This is a genomic window from Massilia luteola, from assembly GCF_034420155.1.
GTDB lineage: Bacteria > Pseudomonadota > Gammaproteobacteria > Burkholderiales > Burkholderiaceae_D > Telluria > Telluria luteola.
In genome coordinates, this window is the sequence record NZ_JAXOFN010000003.1 from 207,673 (window position 1) to 222,859 (window position 15,187).

13 protein-coding genes are annotated in these 15,187 nt (G+C 68.8%); all 13 read right to left on the reverse strand.

The features are described 5' to 3' along the window. Positions 1 to 2: 2 nt before the first annotated feature. Positions 3 to 623, reverse strand: a complete 621-nt coding sequence (locus tag U9J41_RS06310) for a chemotaxis protein CheW (protein WP_322400948.1) — start codon at positions 621 to 623, stop codon at positions 3 to 5. After that, the gene (locus U9J41_RS06315; RefSeq protein ID WP_322400950.1) at positions 620 to 2,002 is read right to left on the reverse strand and encodes a CheR family methyltransferase; all 1,383 of its coding nucleotides are present in this window, start codon (positions 2,000 to 2,002) and stop codon (positions 620 to 622) included. Before U9J41_RS06315 ends, U9J41_RS06310 begins: the two co-directional genes overlap by 4 nt. Then, positions 1,989 to 2,504, reverse strand: coding sequence for a chemotaxis protein CheW (locus U9J41_RS06320; protein WP_322400952.1), 516 nt, complete (start codon positions 2,502 to 2,504; stop codon positions 1,989 to 1,991). The genes U9J41_RS06315 and U9J41_RS06320 overlap by 14 nt, the downstream gene beginning before the upstream one ends. A gap of 313 nt (positions 2,505 to 2,817) precedes the next feature. After that, positions 2,818 to 3,789, reverse strand: coding sequence for an HDOD domain-containing protein (locus U9J41_RS06325; protein ID WP_322400954.1), 972 nt, complete (start codon positions 3,787 to 3,789; stop codon positions 2,818 to 2,820). A 114-nt stretch (positions 3,790 to 3,903) separates the two neighbouring features. Beyond that, a complete protein-coding gene (locus U9J41_RS06330) occupies positions 3,904 to 4,431 on the reverse strand; it encodes a response regulator (RefSeq protein WP_322400956.1) in 528 nt (175 codons plus the stop codon). Next, complete coding sequence (gene nosR, locus U9J41_RS06335; protein WP_322400958.1) at positions 4,409 to 5,749, reverse strand: response regulator c-di-GMP phosphodiesterase, NosR family; 1,341 nt, start codon at positions 5,747 to 5,749, stop codon at positions 4,409 to 4,411. The genes U9J41_RS06330 and nosR overlap by 23 nt, the downstream gene beginning before the upstream one ends. A 2-nt stretch (positions 5,750 to 5,751) precedes the next feature. Further along, positions 5,752 to 6,687 carry an ATP-binding protein gene (locus tag U9J41_RS06340; RefSeq protein WP_322400960.1) on the reverse strand — a complete coding sequence of 312 codons (936 nt, stop codon included), beginning with the start codon at positions 6,685 to 6,687 and terminating at the stop codon, positions 5,752 to 5,754. A 9-nt stretch (positions 6,688 to 6,696) separates the two neighbouring features. After that, positions 6,697 to 7,536, reverse strand: a complete 840-nt coding sequence (locus U9J41_RS06345; RefSeq protein WP_322400962.1) for an HDOD domain-containing protein — start codon at positions 7,534 to 7,536, stop codon at positions 6,697 to 6,699. After that, on the reverse strand, positions 7,533 to 7,850 hold the full coding sequence (locus tag U9J41_RS06350) for a hypothetical protein (protein WP_322400964.1): 318 nt from the start codon (positions 7,848 to 7,850) through the stop codon (positions 7,533 to 7,535). Before U9J41_RS06350 ends, U9J41_RS06345 begins: the two co-directional genes overlap by 4 nt. 39 nt (positions 7,851 to 7,889) lie before the next feature. Then, positions 7,890 to 10,424, reverse strand: coding sequence for an EAL domain-containing protein (locus tag U9J41_RS06355; protein WP_322400966.1), 2,535 nt, complete (start codon positions 10,422 to 10,424; stop codon positions 7,890 to 7,892). Between the two features lie 277 nt (positions 10,425 to 10,701). Next, a complete protein-coding gene (locus U9J41_RS06360; RefSeq protein WP_322400968.1) occupies positions 10,702 to 11,268 on the reverse strand; it encodes a nitroreductase family protein in 567 nt (188 codons plus the stop codon). 52 nt (positions 11,269 to 11,320) lie between these two features. Further along, on the reverse strand, positions 11,321 to 12,757 hold the full coding sequence (locus tag U9J41_RS06365; protein ID WP_322400970.1) for a DUF3943 domain-containing protein: 1,437 nt from the start codon (positions 12,755 to 12,757) through the stop codon (positions 11,321 to 11,323). A gap of 147 nt (positions 12,758 to 12,904) precedes the next feature. Further along, positions 12,905 to 15,106: an OsmC domain/YcaO domain-containing protein gene (locus U9J41_RS06370; protein WP_322400972.1), complete on the reverse strand. Its 2,202-nt coding sequence runs from the start codon at positions 15,104 to 15,106 to the stop codon at positions 12,905 to 12,907. Positions 15,107 to 15,187: the final 81 nt, after the last annotated feature.

The window sequence follows — 15,187 nt, forward strand, 5'->3', positions numbered from 1 at the left end:
TATCAGTGGTCCGCATTCACGACCAGCGTGGAATCGGCAAGCAGGCGCCGCGCGTCGAGCAGCGCGGTGCGGTCCTGGGCGACGCCCAGCAGGTAGCTGGCGTCCGGGTCGGCCAGCATCGGCAGGCTGTGTCCCATGTCTTCGGGTTCGAAGCGGCGCGCGCCGTCGATCGCGTCGGCCAGCACGGCGAACCGGTTGTCCTCGCCGCGCAGCACGATGAGCGCGCCCGGTTCGGCCAGTTCGGACAACGGCAGGGCGAGCAGCACGCGCAGGTCGAGCACGGCCAGCACCTCGCCCTCCCACATCGTGATGCCGGCCACGTGCGCCGGCACGCCGGGCAGCAGGGTCAGGGGCAGCAGCGGCAGCACGCGCGCGACCCAGGCCGTGTCGAACGCATAGCGCTCGCCGCCGCAGCGGAACGCCAGCACTTCCATGCCGCCGGCCGCCGGCTGCGCCGGCGCGGCGGCGATGGCGGCCAGCGCGGCGGCGCGGTCGGACAGCAGGCGTTCCTGGGCGGCCGGATCGGCGCGGTCGAGCGCGGCCAGCGCCGCGGCGGCCGCCTCCAGCCGGCGCGACAGGGCCGCCCAGTCGAAGGCGGGCGTATCGTTCGGCAGGTCCGTCATGACAAGCGCTCCAGCCACTGTCTGACGGCGCCGCGCAGTTCGGCGTCGGCCGCCAGCCGGCCGCAATCGCGCAGCAGGCTGCGCGCGCGCGGCCGCCGGCCCGCGGCGTCTTCGATCAGCGCCGCCAGGTAATGGCCGATCGCGCTGTCCGGTTCGAGGTACAGCAGGCGCCGCAGGCAGTGGCGCGCCAGCGTGCGGTCGCCCTGTTCGAGCGCGAACAGCGCCGCGTCCTGCTGCAGCGGGGCCGACGACGCCTCCGCCTCGACGGCGCGGCGCAGGCATTGCAATGCTTCCTCGCGCCGGCCCGCGTCGGCCAGCGCCTGCACGCGCGCCATGGCGGGATCGGGCGCCGCCGCGACCGGCGCGACCAGGGGCACGGGTGTGGGCGCGGAAGCGGATGCGGGATGCGGCCTGGGCGCGGCGGCGAGCGGTGCGGCGGGCGGCGCGAAAGCCGGTGCCGCCGGCGCTTCGACCGCGGGCGCCACGGCGGCCGGCAGCGGCGCGGGCGGCGCCGGCGCGTCCTTGCGGAAGAACACCGCGTCCTCGTGATACACCGGCGTGAAACCCGCGAACAACGGGGTCGACGCCTCGCTCGCATTGACCACGAGCCAGCCGCCGTCGACGAGGCAGTCGCGCAGGCGCGCGATCGCGCGCCTGACCTGCTCCGGCCCGAAATACATGAGCACATTGCGGCAAAAGATGACGTCCATCGCCAGCGTGCCGGTGGCGGCGGACGGATACGCGCCGGTGGCGAGGTTCAGCCAGGCGAATCGGACCTGCGCGCGCAGCTGCGGGTCGATCTCGAAGCGGCCGTCGTCGAGCGGCCGGAAAAACGCCGCCAGGTCGGCCGGGTCGCTGCGGCGGAACGACCAGCGCCGGTACTTGCCGTCGCGCGCAAAGTCGAGGAACGCCTCGTTCAGGTCGGTGGCGAGGATCGTCACGTCGGCCGGCAGGAGCCGCGGCACGCGGCGGCGCAGCGTCATCGCGATCGAATACGGTTCCTCGCCCGTGCAGCAGCCGGCGCTCCAGATGCGCAGGGGCCTGGCCTCGCCGCGCGCCAGGTGCGCCCGCGCGTAGTCGCAGACCAGGTCGAGGGCACGGGGCTCGCGGAAGAAATAGGTTTCGCCGATGGTGAGGAAGCGCGCGCACAGGGCGCTGTGCGCGTCGTCCCACGGCCCGGCCAGCAGCCACGAGGCGCACGCCGCCGCGCCGGGCAGGCCGAGCGCATCCGCCATCCGGCCCAGGGCGGCGTCGAACTGCCTGCGCTTGGCGCCGGCGAAGGCCAGGCCGGTCTCGGCCTCGACCCGCTGCGCGGCCAGGTCCAGCACGGCCGCCGCGGGGAGGCCTGCCGCGGGGACGGTGTGTTCAGTGGCGGTCACCGGCGGCTCCTGCCAGCGCCTGGGCCAGTTGCTCCCGTTCGTGGTCGAACAGGAAGCGCGCCGGTTCGATCACCAGGCACAGGCCGTCGGGCAAGTGGAGCGCGCCGTCGACGAAGCCGGCCGAACCCGCGGCGGCCGGCCAGGCCGCCTCCGGTGGCGCCGTGCCCGGGCCGACGATGCTGTCGACGACGAGCGCGCACGGGAAACCGTTCGACTCGACGATGAGGAATTGCTGGGTGGGAGTGATGGCCGTCGGGCGGCCGCAGGCGCGGCGCGCGAAGTCGAGGACGGTCACGGTCTCGCCGCCCACGTCGAGCACCCCGAGCACGATGTCCGCCGCCCCCGGCAGCGGCACCGGTCGCGCGCTGAGCACGGCCCGCCGCACGGACGCCAGCGGCACGGCGAAGCGCTGTCCCCGGCAAATGAATTCGAGGACCTGCAGTCCTGCCGGGGCGGCGTCCGGTTGCCGGGCCGCTTCGGGCGCAAAAGCGGAGGAAATCATGGTGCACTCCTGTCGACGTGAGGGCCATGCGACCGATGGCACTGTCTCACCTGAGTCTGATCGTAGCGGAGCTTGGCGCCCGCGTCTCATCGGGTCCGTGCGCGCCGCGGACGTACGTACGGCCGCCGCGCGCCCGGCGGTGGCCCGAATCCGCTGAATTCATGGGATTTCTGACAATAAATTGCGGATGAGCGCGTGGAGGCGCGTCAAAACCGGCGTTTGTGTCGTAAATTAAACGACAAACGTTATCGTTATATTGTTGCGAAAAATTGACATTCCTGACCGCAACTGCGGTTATCGGTGCAATCCGGACTCAGCCTTCCACGTGGCTCAGCTTGCCCAGGCAACGGCGCTGGAAACTGTCCAGGCCCTCCGTCACGAGCGCGTCGTCCTCGGCCACGACGCCGGCGTCGAGCAGGAGGCGCAGCTTGGCGATGCGGTCGCCCAGGCTGAGCGCCCGCGCGAGGTGCGGCCCGTCCGGGTCGCCCGCCTGCGCGATCGCATCCGTGACCTCTTGCGGAAATTCCCAGTGGCGCGCGATCCCGGCCGACATCTGGCGCCCGCAAGCGAGCAATTCGATGCCGAAGTCGGTGGAGCCGGGGATGCTGCCGTTCTCGCACAGGCGGTCGGCCAGGCGGAATGCGACGATCAGCCCGACGTTCTGCATCAGGCCGGCCAGGTAGGCTTCGAACACGCCGGCGGTGAGGCCGGGCGCGACGAGGCTCGCGGCCAGCGCGCAGCGCTCGGACTGGCCCCACACGTGCGGCGCCGCCCGCTTCGAGAATCCCTCGGCCTGCATCTTGATGACGGGCCGGAACGCGACACGGGCCAGCAGCATGCGCAAGCCGTTCTGGCCGAGCATCATGATCGCGGCCTCGACCGTTTTCACCGGCGTCATCGGACGGTAATAGGCGCTGTTGGCTTCGCGGATCACTTCCGCCACGAGCACGACGTCCTGCATGACGAGGCGCGACAGTTCCGACGTCGACACGTCGTCTTCCGCCAGGCTCTGCAACAGTTGGGGAATCACTTCCGGCACGCGCGGCACCAGTTCGGCCGCATCGCCCGGACGCGCGGCCAGCGCGCGGACCGAGTCGAGGATCGCGGTCTCCACCTCGGCGGGCGCGTTGAACTTGGCGGACCCGGTCAGCCAGCGGTAATAGGCGGCGTCGATGTCATGACTGATGCGTTCCGCCTGCCGCTCCTGATCCTGGGCGCTGGCGGCCGCCGCAGCCTGGTTCGCGCCGCCATCCGATCCGCCCACTAAACGAGAAAAAAAACCCATGAGATGTCACTCCGCGGCATTTAAACAAAATTCCCTGATGCAACTCATATTACCCCGGAAACATTGATATGCCAATGCCCGGGTAACAGTCCGGCGCGGCCGGACACCGTCGGGTCAGAACAGGCGGATGTTACCGTGCTCGTCCCAGTCGACCCGGGTGATGCCCGGCTCATCCTGTTCGAGCTGGCGCAGCGCGTCGTCGTGCGCGCGGGCCGGTGCCGCCGGCGCCGGCACACCGGCCGCCGGCTGCTTCGCCCGCAGTTGCCCGTCGCGGCGCGCGAACGCTTCGGTGACCGTGGCGACCAGCTCTTCCTGCAGCCATGGCTTGGCCAGGTAGCGGAACACTTCGGCGCGGTTCACGGCGTTGAGGACGTCGACGACTTCGGTGGTGGCGCTGACGACGATGCGGATCGCGTCCGGCTGCAGTCCCTTGACCAGCTGGAGCACGTCGGCGCCGTTGAGCCCCGGCATGCGGTAGTCGGAGATGACGACGTCGAAGTCCTGCTCGCCGGCGCGGTGGACGGCCGCTTCCGGCTCGTCGAAGGCTTCGATGACGACGTCCTCCGGAAATGCCACGCGCAGGGTACGGCGCAGGGCATTCAGCACGGCGGGTTCGTCGTCAAGGATGAGAATGCGGCGCATCGGCGGTTCCTGATTTCACGAAGAGTTGCAATGGAGTGCCCGACCGGCGCTCGAACTCGGCGAGCTGTTTCAGCATCCGGTCGGAGAGGACGTGGTCGGCCGACAGCAGCAGCGCGCCGTCCGCCGACAGCAGGTCGCGGCTGAGCACCATGCCCGGCTTGAGCTGCGCCACGCCCATGACGACGTCGGCGATTTCCTCGGCGACGCTGCGTCCGGTCCGGATGTCGTAGAACGCTTCGACGACCGCGGGATCGTAGCGCTTGCCGCGGCTTTCCGCCACGAGTTCGGTGGCCGCCGCGGCGTCCGTGCGCCGCTGCACGAGCACGCCCTGCTGCAGCGCTTCGAAATCGTGGGCCACGGCCAGGATGCGGGCGCCGAGCGGAATGTCGAAACCGGCCACGCCTTCCGGAAAGCCGGCGCCGTCGAAGCGCTCGCGGTGGGCCCGGATGATGCGCGCCGGTTCGCGCAATTCCTCGAGCGGCATGAGCAATTGCTCGCCGAGGTGGGGATATTTGCGGTACTGCCCCAGGTGATCCCCTTTCAGCACCGATTCCGGCACGCCGATCAGCGTGTCGGGAAACCCGGTCTTGCCGATTTCATGCAGCAGGCCGGCCACGAACACGTCCTGCGCCTCGCGCGCGGACAAGCCCATGCGCAAGGCGATGCGGCGTCCCAGGTCGGCGATCCGGCGGCCGTGGCCGGGCACGGCGCCGCCGCGCGTCTCGACCAGGCCGGACAGCACCTTGATGAGCGTGAGGAAGTTGGTCTTGAGCCGCTCGTGCGATGCCTGCAGCGATTTCTGGGCCGAGCTCAGCTCCGCCGTGCGGTCGCGCACGCGCTGCTCGAGCGTCGCGTTCAGGTCGCGCAGCTGGTCGTTCTGCTGCTTGGTCAGTTCTTCCAGCCGCTCTTTTTCGCGCTGCAGTGCCTGCCGTTCCAGCGCGTCGCGCACGACCAGCAGGATCGCTTCCTCGTTCCACGGCTTGGTGATGTAGCGGTAGACCTCGCCGCGGTTGATCGCGCCGATGGTGGCCTCGTGGTCGGCGTGGCCCGTCAGCAGCAGGCGCAGGGTGCCGGGCCAGCGCTGGCGCACGCGCTCGAGGAATTCGGTGCCGTTCACTTCCGGCATCTGCATGTCGGAGATCACGATGTCGACGTGTTCCTCTTCTAGCACGGCCCAGCCGGCCGCCGCGCTGCCCGCGCACAGGACCTTGTAATTCTCCCGGCGGAACAGGCGCCGCAGCGACGCCAGGATGTTCGGTTCGTCGTCGACGCACAGGATCGTGCCCGCGGGTTCGTCCGACCTCATGGTGGCGGTCATGTTCATGCCTGCGCCTCCGTCGCGCCGTCGTCCTCGACATGCCGGATCGGCAGCTCGATGCGGAAGACCGTACCGGCGCCTTCCTCGCTCTGCACGTCGATGCGGCCGCGGTGTTTTTGTATGATGCCGTACGACAGCGAGAGCCCGAGGCCCGTTCCCGTGCCGATGGGCTTGGTCGTGAAGAACGGATCGAAGATGCGCGACCGGATGGCCGGCGGGATGCCGCAGCCGTTGTCGGCGATCTCGATCCACACGTGGTCTTCGACGGTGCCGGTGCGGATCGTGATGCGCCCGCGCGGCCCGTCGATGGCCTGGGCGCCGTTGACGACGATGTTCATGATGACCTGGTTGATCTGGGACGGCAGACACTCGACCTCGGGGATGGCCCCGTATTCCTTGACGATGTCGGCCTTGTACTTGACTTCATTATTGACGATGTTGAGCGTCGAGTCGATGCCGTGATGGAGATCGGCCCATTGCCATTCCTGGTGCGCGTCCACGCGCGAGAAATCCTTGAGGTCCTGGACGATCTTGCGGACCCGCTCGATGCCCTCGCGCGACTCGGACATCAGGACCAGGATGTCGTCCTGCAGGAAACCGAGGTCGACCTGCTCGCGCAGGGCGGCGATGTCCTTGAGCACGCCCGGATCGGCGATGAAGCGCTCGGCCTGCTCGTAGCGGACCAGCACCCGCAACAGGCTGTCGACATAGGTTTCCAGCGTACCGAAGTTGGAAAACACGAAGCTGATCGGGTTGTTGATCTCGTGCGCGACGCCGGCCGCGAGCTGGCCGATGGACGCCAGCTTTTCCGATTGCAGCAGCTGCGCCTGCGCCATCGAGAGCTTCTCGTTCAGCTCGGTGAGTTCCTGGTTGCGGCGCAGCAGTTCGGCCTCGACCGACTCGGGGTTCAGCGCCACCATATCGACGTTGTCGTTCATGATCTGGTCCTACATTAAAAGCCGGCACGCTTCTTCGAACTGCCCTTCCGTCTCGCGGCAGACGGCCAGCAGGTGCTCCGGCGTCAGGCCGAGGCTGTCCCAGGCCGCGTCGAGCAGGCGCGGCACGGCGACGTGCCGTCCCCCGCCCAGCTCCAGCGCGTGGACCATCGCGTCGGCCGCATGCACGACGCCGGGCAGGTCGCCGACGTCGGCGCCGGCCGGCGCATGGTGCTGGCCGATCGCACGCTGGATCAGGGGCGGGAACTTCCACGCCTCGGCCAGCATCTGCCCGGCGCGCTGGTGGTCCAGGCCGAACACGCGCAGCTCGGCCGCGTACATGGTCGCGTCGTTGCGCTCGCAGTCCTCGAGCACTTCCGCATACCGATCAGGGAAATTGATCGCCAGCACCAGCCGGCCGATGTCGTGCAACAGGCCGGCGATGAACGCGGCGTCCTGGTCGAGGCCGGCCTGGCGCGCGAGGTTTTTCGCGCACAGCGCGGTCGCGATCGAATGGCGCCAGAAATCGGCCACGTCGACCCGCGTGCAGCCGCTGCCGCTGAAGCCGTCGATGACGTGGCTGGCCACGGCCAGCGCCCGCGCGCTGTCGAAGCCGAGCACGACGATCGCCTGCTTGACCGTCTTGACCTTCGCGGCCAGGCCGTAGAACGACGAATTCGCCAGCCGCAGCAGCTTCGCGGCCAGGGCCTGGTCGCGCGACATCTTTTCCGCCAGGGTGGTCACGTCGACGTCGTCGCGCCCGAGGGAATGGATCAGGTCGAGGACGATGGACGGCAGCACCGGCAGGTCGCGCAGGCTCGTCACCACCGGGGCGAGGTCGACCACCGTCATGCCAGCCCCGCCATCCGGTGTTGCTCGACCACGGTGCGCAACAGGCCGATCGCCCGGCCGTCGCCCGCGTGGCGGCACAGCCAGGAAAGCCGCGCCTGCACGCGCAGGCGCTCGGCGCCCAGCTGCTCTTCCGTCAGCGCTTCGTCGACGATCCGCACCGACCCGATGCCGCGCCGCGCCAGGGTCCGGATCATCGCGCCGCTCAGTGCCGTCGCCCGGGGCAGCACGACGTTGCCGTCGTCGTCGCGGACGTCATCGGACAGCAGGACGCCCTCGCGGGCCTCGTCGATGGGAACTACACGGAAACGTTTCATGGATTCTGACGCTCTCTGTTCGATGGATGGATCGGATGTTCACGCCGCCGGCGCGGCGGCGCCGGCGCTCTCGGGGGCGGCGAAGGCGATCAGCCAGCCGCGCGACTGGCTGCCGCTGCCCATCGGCCGCAGGTCGGCCGCGCACCGCTTGCCGCCCACATGGTGCTCGAACGACAACACCTCGCCAACCGGCAACTGGTCCGGCAGGCCGGGGAACAGTTGCCGGACGTCGCAGCCCAGCACCTGTCCGCGGCCGGCGAACAGGGTGAGCGCGGCCCGGTTGGCCAGCACGATCATGCCGAGGTCGTCGCTCGCCAGCACCGGCACGGGCACGTTGTCGAGTGCCTCATGCACGATGTCCAGGCTGATCTCGCCCCGTTCGATTTCGCTTTGCTGGCGCGCCAGCACCGACTCGAGCTGGCGGTTCACGGCCGCGAGCTTCTGGTTCGCCGTGCGCACCTCCAGCGTCAGCAGGTGGTTTTCGTTGGCCATCGCGCCGTACGCGACGGCTTCCTGGATGTGGCTGCGCAGCTGTTCGTCGTCCCAGGGCTTGGTCAGGAACTTGTAGATCGCCCCGGCGTTCACGGCGTCCGTCACCGTCTGGAGTTCGGTGAAGCCGGACAGGACGATGCGCACGGTATCCGGATACGACTGGCGCACGGTGCGCAGGAATTCAACGCCGGTCATCTCCGGCATGCGCTGGTCGGACACGATCACGTCGACGGTATGTTCGGACAGCACCTGCAAGCCCTCCTTGCCGCTGTTCGCCGTCAGGATCCGGTAGCCTTCGCCGCGCAACAGGCGGCGCAGCGACGACAGGATGCTCGGCTCGTCGTCCACCAGCAGCAGCGTGGGCTGCGTGCGGTTGAAGCGCAGCAGCCGCGGCGCCAGGCCCGGGCCCGCCTGCAGCAGGGCGGCCATGGCCTCGAACGGGACCGGCTTCGACACGAAGTCGCCCTGCACCTCGTCGCACATGTGGCGCGCCAGGAATTCGCACTGGCCCTCGCGCTCGACGCCGTCGCCGACGACGCGCATGCCCAGGCTGTGTCCCATCGTGACGATCGCGTCGACGACCGCCGCGGCGCCATCGTCGTCGGGCACGCGGCGCAGGAACGAACCGTCGATCTTGAGCACGTCGACCGGCAGGCGCTGCAGGTTGACGAGGCTGGAGGCGCCGGTCCCGAAATCGTCGAGGCACAGGCGGATGCCGAGATGCCGCAGCGCGTGCAGGCCTTCGACCACGCGGTCGACGTCTTCCACCAGCAGGTTCTCGGTCAGCCCGAGATCCAGGCAGGACGCCGGCAGGCCCCCATCCGCCAGTGCGCGCACGATCGCCCCTTCGAGGTCGCGCATCCCGAACTGGCGCGCCGACAGGTTGACGGCGATCCGCAATCCGGTATAGCCCATCGCGTGCCAGCGCGCGCCCTGCGCGGCGGCGGCGCGCAACACCCAGTCGCCCAGTTCCGCGCTCAGGCCGCATTCTTCCGCGATGCCGTTCAACATGGCGGACGATACCGCCCCGCCCTCCCCGTTCAGGCACACCGACGCCTCGACGGCGCAGATCTCGCCGCTGACGAGGTCCACCCGGGGCTGGTAATGCAGGAACAGGCCGCCGCCCGCCAGCGCTTCGCGCAGCGCAAAGCCCAGCTGGAGCCGCGTGAGCCCGGCGTCGTCGGGCAAGGTATCGTCCCAGCGCTGCATGCCGGCGCCCGCTTCCTGCGCGCAGGCCAGCGCGCGGTCGGCCGCCAGCAGCAGGCTGTCGGCCGTCTGCCCGCTCAGGGGGAATGCCGCGCCGCCCACGCAGCAGGTCACGTAGATGGCGTGCTCGGCATGCTCGAACGGTTCCGCCACGGCCCGGACCACGTCCTGGATCCTGGCCGCCGCGTTCGGCTGCAGGTCGCCTTCCAGCAGCAACAGGAACTTGTCGCCGCTGTCGCGCGCGACCGTCGCGTCCGGCCCGGCGGCGCGCTCGATGCGTGCCGCGATCTCACGCAGGATGCGCTCGCCGCCCTCGTGGCCGACCAGCGCGTTGACGCGCTTGAACAGGTCGAGCTGAAGGGCCGCCACCTGCAGCGGGCGCTGCGCGCGCGCGGCGCGCCGCAGCAAGTGTTCGAGCCGGTCGCGAAACAGCGCGTGGTTCGGCAGCCCCGTCAGCACGTCATGCGTCAGGCTGAACTGCAGGTCGCGCTGGGATACCGTTTCCATCGTCACGTCGCTGCCCAGGATCAGCAAGCCGCCACCGCCCTCGAGGTGCGGAATCGGCTGGGCCACGAAATCGACGTAACGCAATTGCGTGCCGCCGCCGAAACTGGCCAGGCGCACCGGGCTGGCGGACTGGATCAGCCGGTCGCCCGTCGCCAGCGCCGACTTCAGCAGCGGCAACACGCCCTGCTCGGCCACCTCCGGCAGCGCGACGTCGAACGGCAGGCCGATCAGTTCCTCGCGCCCCACCAGGCGCTTGTAGGCATCGTTCGCATGGGCGAACACGAGATCCGGACCGACGAGGCAGGCGACGAAGCCTGGCGCATGCTCGAGCCACTCGAGTGCGACGTAACCCTCGGGACAAGGCGGCACGGCATGCGCGTCGGACCTGGCCGATCTGCACGCGCTACCGTGGTCCGCGGACGCGGAGTGTTGTGATTTGGCTGCATTCATGGCAGTGGCTCGAAATACTCGACGGGAGCTTTAGATACATCAAGCTCTACACCTTAGACTATAAAACATTGCCGCATGGAATGTTCGTCTAATTTGCGGGAACTGTGTCGTAACAAAGACACTTGGCGCCCCCGGCGCCCGGCGGGCGATGTCACATTTGTCACGACCGGCCGTTCCCGCGCCCCCGCGGCTGGCGTCACAGGCTCGAAAAGAACTGTCCCGGCTGCGGGCGCACCCGGCCCGCTTTCGTGTTCGTGGCCGTGCCGAAGCCGACGAAGCATACGGCCTGCTCGTGCGCGTCGAGACGCAGCAGGTCGCGCATGCCCGGCGTGGCGAGCGCCGCGCCGCTCGCGAGGCCGCTGCCAAAGCCCAGCGCCTGCGCGGCCAGCAGCATGTTCTGGACGGCGCAGCCCAGCGACACGAGTTTTTCGGCGGTCGGGATGGGCGTGGCGGGCGCGTCGACGAGGATCGCCACCAGCAGGCACGGCGCGTGCTGCGCCTTCTCGCGGGCGGTGGCGCGCGCGGCCGCGTCGGCGCCGGGATCGCGCCGCGCCAGCGCTTCCTCGAAGACGGCGCCGAGGTCGGCGCGCCTGGCCTGCGGGACCAGCACGAAGCGCCACGGCCGCAGCAGGCCATGGTCGGGCGCCTGCGCGGCCGCGTGCAGGATGCGCTCGAGGGCGGCGGCGTCCGGGCCCGGCGCCGCGAGGCGGCGCAACCCGCTATGCCGGCGCGCCGGCAACAGTTCCCATAGATCGTCTGTCATTGCCGAATTATAGGCGCCCATGCGCGCCGGCACGCCGTTCCGGACGGGAGACTCACCAGTCCACGGCGCCGAAGCCGCGCGTGGGCTGGTACGAGTAGTAGAGGCCGACCGTATCGCGCCGCTGCTGCCGTTCCGGGACGTTCGTGAACGCGAACGTCCGGCGCGACGTGATGTATTTGAGCGTGACCGCATGGTGGGGGGCCAGCCGGTACGTCAGCGAGGCGTCGCCGCGGAATACGCGGTCGGTGCCGGCCGTCTCGGGACTGGTCAGCCTGCCGTCGAAGAATTCGCGCGCGGCCAGGTCGAGCGCGATCCTGTCACCGCCGGTCAGGCGCAGCGTCGCCATCGCCTGCGGCGCGAAGCCGTAGTTGTATTGCCCGGTCGTGCTGGCGCGGACGGTGCCGGTCGACGTATAGCCGACACCGGCCGACGCATGCCCCAGCAGCGCCACGCCGTCGGCCAGCCACATCTGCGCGTTGCTGCCCAGCGACAGGCCCGTGCTGGCGACCCGGAACACCTGCGGCGCCAGATAGTCGTAACTGCCGTACAACCCGACGATGCCGCGCAGGTCGCGGCCGGCCGCATACGGGGCGCCGAACAGCAGGCCGCGCGACGCCAGGCTTTCGACGCCCTGGATGTTCGACAGCCTGAGGCGGAACAGGAAATAATCGAAAGGCCGGCGATAGGTATAGCCGGGCTTGCCGGGCAGGCCGTAGTCGAGCGCGAAGTCGACCGCGACCTCGTTGCGCCGCGCGGCCAGCGACGGCCCGACGATGCGGCGCGAGATGCCGCCCAGGCCCAGCTGCAGCCGCGCGTACACGGCCGGGCTGTTGCTGTTCCAGATGCCGGACCCGCGGCCGGGGCGGACGTAGCGGTTGAATCCGAGCGGCGGCGACACCACCGCCGCCGCCGCTTCGCGCCATGGCGGCGCCAGGCCGTAACCCTGCTCCAGCACCAGGTTCGCCATGCGATACAGCGATTCGCCCAGGAAGCTGCCGCCGAAGCTGGTAGTGATCTGGTCGTTGCGCGACGGCGGCGTCGTCTCGCCGGCAAGCTCCCAGACGGCACTGCCGGCAAACGCGGCACCCATCGATTCCCAGAACGTGAGCCCGTTGCTGCGGCCCAGGCCGAAATACACGGAACCCTGGTACGGATGGCCCAGCTGGTTGATCTCGAAGGGGTCGCGGTCGACCGCCCAGCTGCTGCGCAGGTTGCGGCGGACCGAGCCCACGCTCACCCCGTAATCGTCCGGGCGGACAAACGCATGGTCGACGCGGTTCAACGCGGCCTGGAACGCGACGATCTCCAGCGCGGCCGCGCCATAGCTCTTGTACGGGCGGTCGTCGTCGCCGGTCCTGGCCGGCACGGCGGCGCCCGGTGGATCGTCGTCGATGGCCGGCGCGGCCGTGGCCGCGCCGGCGGCCAGCAGCAGCGGCAGCAGCGCCGCGTGCATGCGCCCGCGCACGCACCAGTCGTTCGATGCCCTCATGTCCTCGCGATATTCAATCAATCATTCGTCCGGCGGCTGCCGGTTGTTGAATTAAATATAACGAATACGCACGACGGATGGCGCACGGGACCGGTTCCGGCGCCCGCTGACGCGCGCTGTGGGGCGGCCGCGGGCGAACCGCCGCCGTCACTGCGGCTGAACGGCCTTCGCCCGCGCCTTGAGCAATTTCTTGTAGCTGTCGAGCAGGCGCTGGTGCCGGTCGAGTCCCTCCAGTGCCATGCCGGTCGGCGTCAGCCCGTGGAAGCGTACGCTGCCGTCCGCCGATCCCAGCACGGCGTCCATGCGCGCGTCGCCATACATCCGGCGGAAATTGACCACGTAGTCGTCCAGTTCCAGGTCGTCCGCGAGCAGCACCTCCAGCACCACGTTCAGCGCCTGGTAGAACAGGCGGCGCTCGACGGTGTTGTCGTTGTACTGCAGGAACGCCCCCACCAGCTCGTGCGCCTCCTCCAGTTGCTGGAGGGCGAGGTGGATCAAGAGCTTCAGCTCGAGCACCGTCAGCTGGCCCCACTCCGTGTTCTCGTCGAATTCGATGCCGATCAGCGTGGCGATGTCCGAGTACTCGTCCAGCTCATTGTTCTCCAGGCGTTCGAGCAGCGCGGCGAGGGCGGCATCGTCCAGGTCGTGCAGGTTCAGGATGTCGGCGCGGAACAGCAACGCCTTGTTCGTGTTGTCCCAGACCAGGTCCTCGACCGGGTAGATCTCGGAATAACCGGGCACCAGGATCCGGCACGCGACGGCGCCCAGCTGGTCGTACTCCGCCATGTACACCTCCTTGCCCAGCTCTTCGAGGATGCCGAGCAAGGTCGCGGCTTCCTCGGCATTGGCGTTCTCGCCCTGCGCGGAAAAATCCCACTCGACGAAATCGTGGTCCGCCCTGGCGCTGAAGAAGCGCCACGACACGATGCCGCTCGAGTCGATGAAGTGCTCGACGAAGTTGTTGGGCTCGGTCACCGCATGGCTCGCGAACGTGGGTTGCGGCAAATCGTTCAAGCCTTCGAAACTGCGCCCCTGCAGCAATTCCGTCAGGCTGCGTTCCAGCGCCACCTCGAAGCTCGGGTGCGCGCCGAACGAGGCGAAGACGCCGCCGGTGTGCGGATTCATCAACGTCACGCACATCACCGGATACATCCCGCCCAGCGACGCATCCTTGACCAGCACCGGGAAGCCCTGCTTTTCCAGGCCCTGGATGCCGGCCACGATGCCCGGGTATTTCGCCAGCACCTCCTGCGGCACGTCCGGCAAGGCGAGTTCGCCTTCCAGGATTTCGCGCTTGACCGCCCGCTCGAAGATCTCGGACAGGCATTGCACCTGCGCCTCGGCCAGCGTATTGCCGGCACTCATGCCATTGCTGGCATAGAGGTTTTCGATGAGGTTGGACGGGAAATACACGGTTTCACCGTCGGATTGCCGCACGAACGGCAGCGCACAGATGCCGCGCGCCACGTTGCCGGAGTTGGTGTCGTAGAGGTGAGAACCCTGCAGCTCGCCGTCCGGGTCGTAGATCGCCAGGCAGTCATCGTCGAGGATGCTGGCCGGCAGCGCGCCGTCGGGGCCGGGCTGGAACCAGCGCTCGTTCGGGTAATGCACGAACGGGCCGTTGGCGATCTCCTCGCCCCAGTACGCGCCGGCATAGAAGTGATTGCAGCTCAGGCGCTCGATGTATTCCCCCAGCGCGGACGCCAGCGCGCTTTCCTTGGTCGCGCCCTTGCCGTTCGTAAAACACATCGGCGAGTGCGCGTCGCGGATATGCAGCGACCACACATTGGGCACGATATTGCGCCAGGACGCGATCTCGATCTTGATGCCGAGCCCCGCCAGCAGGCCCGACATGTTCGCGATGGTCTGCTCCAGCGGCAGGTCCTTGCCCGGGATATAGGTGCGCGCGCCGTCGGCGGGCTGCAGCGCCAGCAGCGCCTGGGCATCCGCATCCAGGTTCTCGACCTCTTCGATCACGAACTCCGGCCCGGCCTGCACGACTTTTTTCACGGTGCAGCGGTCGATCGAGCGCAGGATGCCCTGGCGATCCTTGTCCGAGATATCCGGCGGCAGCTCGACCTGGATCTTGAAAATCTGCTGGTACCGGTTTTCCGGGTCGACGATATTGTTCTGGGATAGCCGGATATTTTCGGTCGGAATGTTCCGGGTCGAGCAGTACAACTTCACGAAGTACGCCGCGCACAGGGCCGACGAGGCCAGAAAATAATCGAACGGACCGGGCGCCGAGCCATCGCCTTTGTAGCGGATGGGCTGGTCGGCGATCACCGTGAAGTCGTCGAACCTGGCTTCGAGACGCAGCTTGTCGAGAAAGTTGACCTTGATTTCCATGGGGACCTCTACATACCAATTCAAAAATAGAAAGCCCTGCGGGAACAGGGCTTTGCGGGCCGCGACCGAAGGGCGGATCGC